Annotated in this window: 11 protein-coding genes; 9 read left to right on the top strand and 2 right to left on the bottom strand. The window is 41.5% G+C overall.

Translation table 11 applies throughout. The features are described from left to right. Positions 1-335 precede the first annotated feature (335 nt). The 6 genes from ACDX78_RS21675 to ftsH all read left to right on the top strand — a co-directional run bounded on the left by ACDX78_RS21675 (position 336) and on the right by ftsH (position 7,046). Complete coding sequence (locus ACDX78_RS21675) at positions 336-926, top strand: hypothetical protein (RefSeq protein WP_486030719.1); 591 nt, start codon at positions 336-338, stop codon at positions 924-926. 87 nt (positions 927-1,013) lie between these two features. Further along, positions 1,014-1,751, top strand: a complete 738-nt coding sequence (locus tag ACDX78_RS21670; RefSeq protein WP_486030717.1) for a vWA domain-containing protein — start codon at positions 1,014-1,016, stop codon at positions 1,749-1,751. Next, a complete protein-coding gene (locus tag ACDX78_RS21665; RefSeq protein WP_486030715.1) occupies positions 1,717-2,652 on the top strand; it encodes a protein kinase domain-containing protein in 936 nt (311 codons plus the stop codon). The genes ACDX78_RS21670 and ACDX78_RS21665 overlap by 35 nt, the downstream gene beginning before the upstream one ends. 52 nt (positions 2,653-2,704) lie before the next feature. Next, a complete protein-coding gene (gene tilS, locus ACDX78_RS21660; protein WP_486030713.1) occupies positions 2,705-4,093 on the top strand; it encodes a tRNA lysidine(34) synthetase TilS in 1,389 nt (462 codons plus the stop codon). Between the two features lie 15 nt (positions 4,094-4,108). After that, positions 4,109-4,648, top strand: coding sequence for a hypoxanthine phosphoribosyltransferase (gene hpt, locus ACDX78_RS21655; RefSeq protein WP_486030711.1), 540 nt, complete (start codon positions 4,109-4,111; stop codon positions 4,646-4,648). 346 nt (positions 4,649-4,994) lie between these two features. Then, on the top strand, positions 4,995-7,046 hold the full coding sequence (gene ftsH, locus ACDX78_RS21650; protein WP_486030709.1) for an ATP-dependent zinc metalloprotease FtsH: 2,052 nt from the start codon (positions 4,995-4,997) through the stop codon (positions 7,044-7,046). A gap of 371 nt (positions 7,047-7,417) precedes the next feature. Here the strand turns inward: ftsH and ACDX78_RS21645 are convergent, their stop codons facing one another. Together ACDX78_RS21645 and ACDX78_RS21640 are read right to left on the bottom strand one after the other, a co-directional pair. Next, positions 7,418-8,611 carry an MFS transporter gene (locus ACDX78_RS21645; protein ID WP_486030707.1) on the bottom strand — a complete coding sequence of 398 codons (1,194 nt, stop codon included), beginning with the start codon at positions 8,609-8,611 and terminating at the stop codon, positions 7,418-7,420. Between the two features lie 7 nt (positions 8,612-8,618). After that, entirely contained in the window at positions 8,619-8,990 is a 372-nt protein-coding gene (locus ACDX78_RS21640; RefSeq protein WP_486030705.1) for a MerR family transcriptional regulator, read from the bottom strand. A 429-nt stretch (positions 8,991-9,419) separates the two neighbouring features. On the opposite strand from ACDX78_RS21640, the gene ACDX78_RS21635 reads away from it, so the two are divergent. The 3 genes from ACDX78_RS21635 to ACDX78_RS21625 are packed head-to-tail and all read left to right on the top strand — an operon-like array spanning position 9,420 to position 12,060. Beyond that, complete coding sequence (locus ACDX78_RS21635) at positions 9,420-10,196, top strand: type III pantothenate kinase (protein ID WP_486030703.1); 777 nt, start codon at positions 9,420-9,422, stop codon at positions 10,194-10,196. Positions 10,197-10,244: 48 nt separating this feature from the next. Further along, positions 10,245-11,117: an Hsp33 family molecular chaperone HslO gene (gene hslO / locus ACDX78_RS21630; protein WP_486030701.1), complete on the top strand. Its 873-nt coding sequence runs from the start codon at positions 10,245-10,247 to the stop codon at positions 11,115-11,117. 40 nt (positions 11,118-11,157) lie between these two features. After that, positions 11,158-12,060, top strand: coding sequence for a peptidylprolyl isomerase (locus ACDX78_RS21625; protein ID WP_486030699.1), 903 nt, complete (start codon positions 11,158-11,160; stop codon positions 12,058-12,060). The last annotated feature ends 138 nt before the right edge of the window (positions 12,061-12,198 follow it).

Below are 12,198 nucleotides of genomic sequence, written 5' to 3'. Positions count from 1 at the left end.
AGAGAGCGTCTCAGCTACACGGAAGAGGGAAAAGAGTTCCGAGCGTGTATCAGAGAGAGCATCTCAGCTACATGGAAGAGCAAAAAGATACCTGAGCATGTATTAGAGGGAGTTTCTCAGATACACGGATGAGTAAAAAAGGCCTAAGCGTGTATCAGAGAGGGCGTCTCAGATACACGGAAGAGGGAAAAGAGTTCCGAGCGTGTATCAGAGAGAGCATCTCAGCTACATGGAAGAGCAAAAAGTGTTCCGAGCGTGTATCAGAGAGGGCATCTCAGCTACACGGAAGAGCAAAAAGAATTCCGAGTGTGTATCAGAGAGAGCGCCTCAGCTACATGGAAGAGCAAAAAGAGTTCCGAGCGTGTATCAGAGAGAGCGTCTCAGCTACATGGAAGAGCAAAAAGAATTCCGAGCGTGTATCAGAGAGAGCGTCTCAGATACATGGAAGAGCAAAAAGAGTTCCGAGCGTGTATCAGAGAGAGCGTCTCAGCTACACGGAAGAGGGAAAAGAGTTCCGAGCGTGTATCAGAGAGAGCGTCTCAGCTACACGGAAGAGCAAAAAGAGTTCCGAGCGTGTATCAGAGAGGGCATCTCAGCTACACGGAAGAGGGAAAAGAGTTCCGAGCGTGTATCAGAGAGAGCGTCTCAGATACACGGAAGAGCAAAAAGAATTCCGAGCGTGTACCAGAGAGAGCGTCTCAGCTACATGGAAGAGCAAAAAGAATTCTGAGCGTGTATCAGAGAGAGCGTCTCAGCTACATGGAAGAGCAAAAAGAGTTCCGAGCGTGTATCAGAGAGAACGCCTCAGCTACATGGAAGAGCAAAAAGAATTCCGAGCGTGTATCAGAGAGAACGCCTCAGCTACATGGAAGAGCAAAAAGAATTCCGAGCGTGTATCAGAGAGAGCGTCTCTCAACCAAATCTAATTATGTTGTCCCCAGCCTGCCTTCATGTATACATCTATCTATTTTCGGTGATGCTGTTAGTAAAAATCCAGAAGGAGGCAGATTGGGTTGAAGAAAGGCACTTTAAAGCAAATATTGCTGATTACAGATGGATGCTCCAATAAAGGGGAAGATCCTTCTGCCACAGCCGCATTGGCGTATGAACAAGGGATTACGGTCAATGTAATTGGCATACTAGAGGATGACGTATCACGACAGCCGGAGGGGCTGCAGGAAGTGGAAGATATTGCATTATCCGGCGGGGGCGTAAGCCAGCTCGTATATAAAAAATCCCTTTCCCAAACCGTCCAGATGGTTACGAAGCAGGCCATGACCCAGACACTGCAAGGGTTTGTAAACAAAGAATTGAAACAAATTTTAGGGTCAGAGCAGTCATTGGAAGAACTCGAGCCGGAAAAACGCGGTGAAATTATGGAAGTAGTTGAAGATATGGGAGAAACCTGTGATTTGGAAGTGCTTGTACTGATCGATACGAGTGCTAGTATGACAGATAAACTTCCTACCGTGAAAGAGGCATTAATCGATTTATCGATCAGTTTAAATGCACGGATTGGCAGAAACCGTTTTTCCATCTTTCGTTTTCCCGGGAAACAGCAGGATATGGAAAAAGTGTTTGATTGGTCCCCGAAGCTAGATGAAGTTTCCACGATCTTTCCGGGACTTACGAGCGGAGGTATTACGCCAACAGGTCCGGCGATCCGTGAAGCTATCTATCAATTTGGCAAGAAGCGCTTAATGAGGAGCTTGAGGGATGAACATGAACGAGGCATGGAAGAAAAAGCATAATGCAGAAATCAAGCCAGGCATTAATTTAATAGGAAAATGGCATAAAAATAGCTATTTAATTAAGAAAAAGCTGGGAGAAGGGGCAATAGGCAGTGTTTATTTATGTGAGGTCAACGGTAAGGAAAAAGCACTGAAGATCAGTGATAATCGTACCTCCATGACGGTGGAGGTAAATGTATTAAAGTCAATCGGCAAGGTCCAGGGTAATCGTCTTGGACCTTCTTTATTGGATGTGGATGACTGGGTTTCCCCATTTGGCACGACTTACACCTTTTACGTCATGGAATATTTACAGGGAGAGTCATTGTCATCCTATATCCAGCGTAATGGCAGCCAATGGTTAGGTGTTTTTATGCTGCAGCTCTTGGATGACCTGGAGCGTTTACATGCCTCAGGCTGGGTATTCGGGGATTTAAAAACGGAAAACCTGCTCGTGCTGCATGCGCCGCCAAGGGTGCGCTGGATAGATGTGGGCGGCACTACCCAAATCGGGAGGGCGATAAAGGAATACACAGAATTTTACGATCGCGGCTACTGGAAAATGGGTTCCAGAAAGGCAGAGCCAAGCTATGATTTGTTTGCTTTTGTGATGATTTTTTTGAATATCTATTATCCGAAACGATTTGACAAAGGATTAGAACCGGAAAAAACATTGTTAAAGAAGCTGCATGACGTAAAGCCTTTGCGGCCGTATAGCGTGCCATTTAAAAAAGCCCTGCTCGGGAAATATGATGCAAGTGCAGAAATGAAAAAAGATTTGATGATTATTTTTAATCAAGCCCAAAAGCATTCCGGACGAAGAAAAAATCGCAGGAAAGAATCACTGCTCCACTTTTTTTTAGAAGCTTCCGGTATTACGCTAATTGCACTCTGTTACTACTTGTTTTCCCTTCTTTTGTAGCGTCACATCTGATAATATGGTAGAAGAAAATAATATTGGGGCTGGCAGCACGATGAAAAGTAAGCTAATGGCATTTATAAAAAAACATCAATTACTTAAGAATAATAGTACCATTTTGGTAGGTGTCTCCGGTGGACCCGACTCGCTTGTCTTGCTTCATTTTTTGAAGTCCATCAGGGATGAGTGGAAACTTCGGATTATTGCTCTGACCATAGATCATTGCCTGAGACAGGAAGGATCAAAGGAAGACGTGCTCTTCGTAGAGAAAAAATGTAATGATTGGGATATCCCATGTGTTAGCAGATCCTTAAATGTGCCGGCGTATAAAGAGAAAAATAAGCTCGGCACCCAAATCGCCGCCAGAGAACTCCGCTATCAATTTTTTCAGGAACAGATGAAAGTATATAACGCGGATTATTTAGCACTTGGCCACCATGCGGATGACCAAGTGGAAACGATGCTGATGGAAATGATGCGTGCGGCAGATTCCACTGCATTAAAAGGAATCCCCGTTAAACGAGCATTTGCTGAAGGGTTTATTATTCGCCCGCTACTTGCGTTTTCCAAAGACGAAATTTTGGCGTACTGCAAAAAAAAGAATATTACACCGCGGTTTGATCCTTCAAATGAAGAGACAGTTTATACGAGAAATTATATTAGAAAACATATCATTCCATTAATAAAAGAAAAAAATCCTAATATACATACTACAGTACAGCATTTGAGCAGTACCCTTCAGGCAGATGAAGATTACTTGCAAAATGAAGCGGCTAAAATAACAGAAAAAATCGTAAACTACCATCCGGAAAAGAGAATAGCTTCATTTTCTGTAAATGCATTTAAAACATATCCAATTGCTTTACAAAGAAGAGTCTTTCATCTAGTATTAAACTATCTGTATGTACAATTGCCAAAGGATTTGTCTTACACACATGAGGAGTATTTTTTCATGCTATTGTACAGTGATAAAAGCAGTATCAAGATTGATTTTCCCGCAAAATTAAAGTTGGAAAAATCTTATGATGAGCTTCAATTGTACTTCTCGCATTCTTTTCCCCAAGATGCATCTTATCAGCAAACATTGAAAATCCCAGGCACTATTTCTTTGCCGGATGGGGCTTTCATTCAAACTGAAATGGTGGATGAGTATGAGGAGATAAAGGAGAATATCTTCTATTGTTCTGCTGCCGGGATTAAAATGCCATTACATATCCGTACGCGCAAATCTGGAGATAAGATGACCTGGAAGGGACTCAAAGGGAGTAAAAAGCTGAAGGATATATTTATCGATGCAAAAATTCCGTTAAAAGACCGGGACGCCTGGCCGATTATAACAGATAATAATGGGGAAGTTATATGGCTTGTGGGCTTAAAAAAAGGACAAACCGTTAACGGAACAGATAAAGCTCCTTATATTAAAATACATTATGAAAAAGGATGAGGCAGGAGGATTAACATGCAAAATGATATTATGGAAATATTAATATCAGAAGCGGAAATTGCAAATAAATGCAAAGAGCTTGGAGAGCAGCTGACGATAGAATATGATGGCAGGTTCCCGCTGGCTATTGGTGTATTAAAAGGTGCCATGCCCTTTATGTCAGATATACTGCGCTATACGGAGATCCCGCTGGAAATGGATTTTATGGATGTCTCAAGCTATGGGGATAGTACCCGTTCTTCAGGGGAAGTTAAAATAGTAAAGGACCTGGATACAAAAGTAGAGGGTCGTGATCTGCTGATCATTGAAGATATTATCGACAGCGGGCTGACGTTAAGCTATCTCGTTGATCTATTCAAATATCGAAAAGCGAATTCAATTAAGATTGTTACATTACTGGATAAGCCATCAGGCAGAACGGCTGCAATTAAGGCAGATGTTATTGGATTTGAAGTGCCAAATGAATTTGTTGTCGGCTACGGTTTGGATTACCAGGAGAAATACCGGAATCTTCCATTCATTGGGGTGCTGAAGCCGGAAATTTACAGTGACTGATATAATGAAAGTAGAGTTTTAGATAAGCTTATTCTTATTGCAACAGATATTTTTATAAAAGCTTACTTTACTTTTATAGAAACCTTTATATTTTGGCGTGCCATCGTACCATCCTTAAGGCGTGTGCTTCGTTTAAAGAAGAATTTATTTTCTTCTTTAATGGTCGCCCCGCAGCGGACTTGTGCAGGTCAAAAAGTGACGCTGTTTTAAGTGGATGCCCGATTGGATTATGTATTGAAGCAACTGGAAAATATGACCTGTTTTAAAGGTGTAAATAGTTGTATTCTAACTTTTTCATGTGATACGATATTATTTAGTTTTTCCCCAGCTTGGGAGGAGGTAAGCAATGAGCCGGATATTTCGGAATGTGTTATTCTGGGTACTCATATTTTTAGTCATCATTGGCGTTATAGGAGTATTTAGTGGACAGAATGAACAACAGGAACAGTTCAATGTACAAGAATTTATGAATGAATTAAATGCAGGCAACATCGAGGAAATGACGATGCAACCGGCAAATAGTATTATGCGTTATACTGGTACCTTGACAGACGGTCAGCAATTTGTGGCCCAGATTCCGGATAATACAGATATTATTTCAGCAATTACAGAACAGGCAAATGAACAAAGCGTGTTATTTGTAGAGGAAGAGGAACAGCCAAGTGCATGGGTTACCTTCTTAACTACGATGATTCCGTTTTTAATAATTGCTCTTTTCTTCCTGTTCATACTTAGTCAGGCCCAAGGTGGCGGCGGCGGTGGCCGTGTCATGAACTTTGGTAAAAGTAAAGCTAAAATGTACAGTGAAGATAAGAAGAAAGTGCGTTTTAATGATGTGGCGGGTGCAGATGAAGAGAAGCAGGAGCTTGTTGAAGTTGTTGACTTTTTGAAAGACCCGCGTAAATTCTCCGAAGTGGGAGCACGTATTCCTAAAGGGGTACTCTTAGTAGGTCCTCCAGGAACAGGTAAAACATTACTTGCCCGTGCTGTTGCAGGAGAAGCAGGTACACCATTCTTCACCATCAGTGGTTCTGATTTCGTGGAAATGTTCGTTGGGGTTGGTGCTTCACGGGTGAGAGACCTGTTTGAAAATGCGAAAAAGAATGCGCCTTGTATTATATTTATAGATGAGATTGATGCGGTAGGCAGACAGCGTGGTGCCGGATTAGGCGGCGGCCACGACGAACGGGAACAGACATTGAACCAGCTTCTCGTTGAAATGGATGGTTTCGGTGTGAATGAAGGAATTATCATTATTGCCGCGACAAACCGTGCAGATATTCTTGACCCTGCGTTACTACGTCCAGGACGTTTTGACCGTCAGATCATGGTGGATCGACCGGACGTGAAAGGTCGTCAGGAAGTATTGAAGGTTCACGCGAGAAATAAGCCGCTTGATGACAGTGTTGAATTAAAAGTTATTGCAATGCGGACACCGGGCTTTTCCGGTGCTGATTTGGAAAACCTGTTAAATGAAGCAGCACTTGTAGCTGCCAGGTCGGATCGGACTTCGATAAAGATGACGGATGTGGACGAAGCCATTGACCGTGTGATTGCAGGTCCCTCTAAGAAAAGCAGGGTTATTTCCGAAAAAGAACGCAACATTGTGGCATATCATGAGAGTGGGCATACTGTAATTGGGCTTGTCTTGGATGACGCTGATATGGTACATAAGGTAACCATTGTACCAAGGGGTCAGGCTGGCGGTTATGCTGTAATGCTTCCACGGGAAGACCGCTACTTTATGACCAAGCCGGAGTTATTTGCTAAGATTATCGGGCTGCTCGGGGGTCGTGTTGCGGAAGAAATTATATTTGGCGAAGTAAGCACTGGTGCGCATAACGACTTCCAGCGCGCAACTAGTATTGCACGTAAGATGATTACCGAATATGGTATGAGTGAAAAGATCGGTCCGCTTCAATTTACAAGCGGCGGTGGCGGTGACGTGTTCCTTGGCCGGGATCTCGGTAATGAACAGAATTATAGTGATGCGATCGCTCATGATATCGATCAGGAAATGCAAAACTTCATCAATTATTGTTACGACCGGGCAAAAACGATTCTCATGGAAAATAAAGACAAACTTGAGCTTATTGCTAAGACATTGCTTGAAGTGGAAACACTGGATGCAAAACAGCTTAAAGGATTGTATGAAGATGGCGTACTGCCAGAACCCGAAGAGGATGCTACCGATGGTGAGGATGTGAAAGTAAATATCCAGTCAAAGGATGAGGCAGATCCTGAATCATACGAAGAAGCCAAAGAAAAAGAAGAAGAAAAACGAACAAAAGAAACGGATTCCGAGGATATTTCCGAGGACATAAAGAAATCGAAAGAAGATGCAATTATGACAGACAACAAACCTTCAGAAGACGAAGAAGATAATAAAAAAGATTAATTGTTGTTTTCCGAGGTCATCCCAGAATCTTCTGCTTTATCAAGTTCTAAAATGTAATAAAGTAATCTTAGCACCTCAAGGGTGTGCACCTAAAGGTATGACCGAAAAGTGTCCTCCTTTAAAGGTCCTTGCACTTACCCAGTAAGAAAGTTTTTATATTTTCTTACCTGCAAAAAAAGGTCGATACCTATTAGTCAAAACTATAGGTATCGACCTTTAATTGTTGCAGCTTAACAGAAGTTAATCTCAGAGTAAAAACACATAAAGAGGTTATCTATTACATTAAATAGTTTTTACGGTTTTAAACCCATATTTTTATACTCAGTTACCTAACCAATATTTGCAGATTTTGAAAACATAATATAGTTTTTTCAGGATTCCCTCAGCTGCTCCTTTTCTTTAGTAATCAGTTTTACAGATATCTGTTGGACAACAAAGAAGATGAAAAGCGCCACTCCTGCAAATACACCGCCTATCCAACCTATATGAGTAATTGACCCAATATTAATAACTAGCCCACCGACAAATCCAGCTAATGCAATACCAAGGTACATCGTTGAAGTGCTAAAGGACATAATCATAGAAGCTTGGTATGGTTTTAATGAGATCAAATAGGTATTTAAGGCAGGATTAAATGCCCAGCCCGCAAACCCCCACAATATACAAGCAATGGCTGCAAATATAGTAGTCAACCAGCTGCCTTCAAGTAACATTAATAAAGAGAAACCCACCAATAGAACTGCAAATGTTGATAAAGCTCCGGTTAACGTTTTGTTTGCTCCCCATCTATCTGTGCTGTATCCGCCAATCAAGTTGCCAATAATACTTCCGATGCCGAGAAGCACAAGGAACCAGCCTATCATCGCAGCATCCACATTAGTAATATGCTGTAATATAGGAGATATATACGTATATACCATGAAGCCGCCGGCACCGCCGAATACACTTATACACATAGTTAAAATTACACGGGAATCTAAAGCTGATAAACGTTCTTTCAAGGGGACGTCAGGTGTATTTTCGATCTTCGGCAGTATCCATGCTACTCCAATAAAAGTGATCAATCCCACAGTAGCAACCATTAAAAATGTCATACGCCACCCCAGTAATGTTCCAATCCATGTACCAATTGGCACACCCAGGACAATTCCTACAGTTAGCCCGGCTGTAATGAACGATAAGGCTTTACCTCGTGTTGAAGGTGAGGCAAGGTTCGATGCAACAGCCATGGCCACCGGAGTAAACAAAGCTGCAGCCAGGGCAGCGATAATGCGTGTCACAAACAACCATCCGTATGATGGAACAATGACAGATAAGGCATTGGCAATGGAGAAAATGAGTATAGAAACCAAGAGCAGCTTTTTTCTGGGCAGATTGTTGGTCAACGTACCCAACACAGGCGCACCGAGGGCATAAGCCAGGGAAAAAGCGGTTACCAATTGTCCGGCAGCCGCTACACTAACGTTTAAATCGTTGGCGATAGCGGGCAATATACCTGCAATAACAAAATCATCTGTCCCGATAACAAAGGTCCCTAAAGCTAATATTAAAATACGGTAATTCACGAAACCATCACTTCACTTTCGTCTTATTTGCTGCCCCCTTCCAAAAAGAAAGGAGACGCTTCAATTCTGACTCAACTTCCTTTAGTCGCTTAATTTGTTGTTGTGTGTCCTTTAGTTTATTTTCATATAAGAAGATGGCTTCGGGAGCACATTTTACGGCTTCAGCAGTTGGTATTTCCGAACAGGATGGATTAATTTCATCTGTATTAAATCCAACGTCAAGAAGCAACTGAATGGTATTCACTCGCTCAATATCTGAGAAACTATACTGCCGATAGCCATTTTCAAGGCGTTGTGGATTAACCAGTCCTTTTTCCTCGTAATAACGAAGCGAACGAATGCTTACCCCTGTTTTAGCGGAAAGTTCACTAATGCGCATTAAGAAAACCTCCATCCAATATTGGATTGAATCATATTCTAAAGTATAACATGGTGTCAGGGTCAACAGTTTTATGTTAAAAGATTTATTTAATGCCTATATCCATTCACATCTTAAAAAACCAGCAAAAAAAATTGATTGACCTTTTAATACGATCTTTCGAATTGAAAAATGTTTATCCTATAATCCTCATCCCATTTTTCCTTAATCAAGGAAAGGTAAATTCAGGTAAAAACAGCGTGAAACCATGTCATACGGCAAGTATCATGAAAACATACGGTAATGCAATGTTTCTAATCTTTCTCATCTCCTTGAAAGTGTGGTATATTAAAAAAATAAAAGCTGATTTATAAAAATTGACAGTGATCATATTGAGTACAGCTCAGCCAATAAAGAGATATACCGGCAAGGAAAGGTGCGTTACAACATATGTTATTTGTTTTGGATGTGGGGAATACTAATACTGTTCTGGGTGTGTTTGAAAATGAAAAATTAAAATATGACTGGCGTATTAAAACAGATCGTCATAAAACGGAAGATGAATTTGGGATACTGATTAAATCGCTGTTTGAACACAATGGTATTTTTCTATCTGATATAACTGGTGTCATTATTTCCTCTGTTGTTCCTCCTATTATGTTTTCTTTGGAAAAGATGAGCAGGGATTACTTTCATGTTGAGCCGATGATCGTTGGACATGAATCCGTTCATTCAGCGTTAAAGATGAGGTACCCCAACCCGAGGGAAATCGGGGCAGATCGCATTGTAAACGCCATCGGGGCAATTCATGAGTATCCAGCACCACTTATCATTATTGATTTTGGTACGGCAACAACTTATTGTTATATTAATGAAGAGAAAGAATATGTTGGCGGCGTTATTTCCCCGGGGGTTTCTATATCCATGGAGGCTTTGTACAGCAAGGCATCCAAGCTGCCAAAAATTGAAATTCAGGCACCTGATCATGTCGTTGGCTCCTCAACTGTAGGTGCTATGCAATCAGGAGTTTTTTATGGTTATGTAGCACAGGTGGACGGAATTGTAACACGAATTCAGCAATCGATCAATAAAACAGCAACGGTTATTGCAACCGGTGGATTAGCACCATTAATTGCAGACGAGTCAACAACAATACAACATGTTGACGCTGATTTAACATTGAAAGGATTGCATCTGATATACCAAAAAAATAAAAAAGCAAATTGAAAAACCGGCTTATACCGCTGAGACATACAACATAAAGGAGCGATCTCATTGAAGGATTATCTGGTTAAAGCTACGAGTTATAATGGAAAGGTGCGGTCTTATGCTATTTCTTCAACCGAAATGGTGAAAGAAGCACAGCGCCGGCACGATACATGGGCAACCGCTTCTGCTGCACTCGGAAGAACGATGACGATAACGACAATGATGGGCGCCATGCTGAAAGGCGACGATTCCATCACTGTAAAAGTCGAAGGAAACGGGCCGATTGGTGCCATTATTGCTGATGGCAATGCAAAAGGGGAAGCCCGAGGTTATGTAAAAAATCCGCATGTTGATTTTGATTTAAACAATAAAGGGAAATTGGATGTGACGCGAGCGGTAGGAGATGAAGGGAGTTTAAGTGTTACGAAGGATGTCGGATTAAAGGATTTTTTCACCGGAGAAGTTCCGATTATTTCCGGGGAAATTAGCGAAGATTTTACGTATTACTTTGCAAACTCTGAACAGATTCCTTCCGCAGTAGCGGCAGGTGTTTTAGTTAACCCGGATCACTCTATCCTTGCAGCAGGCGGTTTTATTGTACAAGTAATGCCTGGGTCAGGGGAAGATATAATTAAACAGCTGGAAGAGCGGATTCAGTCTTTTCCTGCCATATCCACTTTGATTCAGGAAGGAAAGACGCCACAGCAAATCCTGGATATTTTGTTTGGAGACCAGGAGGTAAAGATTCTGGAAACATTACCTGTTGAATTCCGCTGTAAATGTTCCAAAGAACGCATCGAGCGAGCCATTGTCGGACTGGGAAATGAAGAGATCCAGCAGATGATTGATGATGACCATGGTGCAGAAGCAACCTGTCACTTCTGTAATGAGGTATATCATTTGACTGAAGGTGAGCTCAAATTACTGAAACAACAATAGAAACTGAAAATGGCATCAATCTACAGGGGGAACATGAACAATGTCCAAAAAACTGCTGCTGGGAATCATCATTGTACTGGTAATAACAAATATTGCTTCATTGTTTTTCTGGAACAGCGGCGAAAGGGAAACAGTTGATTCTGATGATGGTAACCAGACATTAAAAACAGAAGATGTAATAGCCTCTGTAAATGGGGATGAAATACCTTATGAAGAATGGATGGCTACATTAAGAGATAAACACGGGGAAAGTGAATTAAGATCAATGATTGACAGGGAAGTTGTCAGGAAGCTGGCAGAAGAGAAAGATATTGAAATAGATGAAAAAATTATTGACCGGGAAATTTCCATGATTGCAGCGATGCAGGGAGTTATGTCTGAAGAAGCGTTTGAAAGAGAAAAAGAAAGCTGGCGGGAGGACATTATATACCGTTATCAGCTGGAGTTCCTATTGACAGAGGATGCAAATATATCTGAGGAAGATGTAGAGCAGCATTACAATGTTTATCAGAATCAGTATGATTTTACCTCTTCTCTGCAGCTTTCCCATATTGTTGTGGAAGATACTGACACAGCAGACAAAGTAATTGAGGAACTTGACCAAGGGGCATCCTTTGATTTACTTGCACAGGAATACTCCATTGATGAGGAAACAAATTCAGATGGCGGCTATCTCGGCTTTATTTATACAACAAGCCAATTTATGCCGGATGGGTATGAGGGGGTTGCCGCTGAAATGGAAGAAAATTCCTACAGCGAACCTTTTGCTGCCGGGCAAGGGATAGCAATTATTTATCTTCACCGGGCACTTCCATCCATTGAATTTTCTTATGAAGAAATGAAGCCTTATGTGGAAAGTGAACTTGGGTTGCATGAATTGGACAAATCGCTCTCTGCTGATACTTTATGGGATGAAATGGAAATAGATTGGGTATACGAATAATAAGGAAATTAATCTTAAATTGCAATAGTAAATGCAACACCCCCTGTGAAACCGCTATATAAGGTTTTTCTGTAATTTGTTGGTGTTGGGGCCTAGGCCCCAACACCAACAAATTTTGCGAACGCTTCGGCTGGGGTT

Origin of the sequence: Virgibacillus oceani, assembly GCF_041521345.1 — a bacterium.
In the GTDB taxonomy this organism is placed as follows: Bacteria; Bacillota; Bacilli; order Bacillales; family Amphibacillaceae; genus Virgibacillus_N; species Virgibacillus_N oceani_A.
This window is presented reverse-complemented; position numbering and strand designations above follow the sequence as displayed.

What these genes read in the sequence shown, in the direction of transcription:
- ACDX78_RS21675 (WP_486030719.1), top strand. Translation starts at nt 336, where the DNA reads ATGGAAGAGCAAAAAGAGTTCCGAGCGTGTATCAGAGAGAGCGTCTCA.
- ACDX78_RS21665 (WP_486030715.1), top strand. Translation starts at nt 1,717, where the DNA reads ATGAACATGAACGAGGCATGGAAGAAAAAGCATAATGCAGAAATCAAG.
- tilS (WP_486030713.1), top strand. Translation starts at nt 2,705, where the DNA reads ATGAAAAGTAAGCTAATGGCATTTATAAAAAAACATCAATTACTTAAG.
- hpt (WP_486030711.1), top strand. Translation starts at nt 4,109, where the DNA reads ATGCAAAATGATATTATGGAAATATTAATATCAGAAGCGGAAATTGCA.
- ftsH (WP_486030709.1), top strand. Translation starts at nt 4,995, where the DNA reads ATGAGCCGGATATTTCGGAATGTGTTATTCTGGGTACTCATATTTTTA.
- ACDX78_RS21640 (WP_486030705.1), bottom strand. Translation starts at nt 8,990, where the DNA reads ATGCGCATTAGTGAACTTTCCGCTAAAACAGGGGTAAGCATTCGTTCG.
- ACDX78_RS21635 (WP_486030703.1), top strand. Translation starts at nt 9,420, where the DNA reads ATGTTATTTGTTTTGGATGTGGGGAATACTAATACTGTTCTGGGTGTG.
- ACDX78_RS21625 (WP_486030699.1), top strand. Translation starts at nt 11,158, where the DNA reads ATGTCCAAAAAACTGCTGCTGGGAATCATCATTGTACTGGTAATAACA.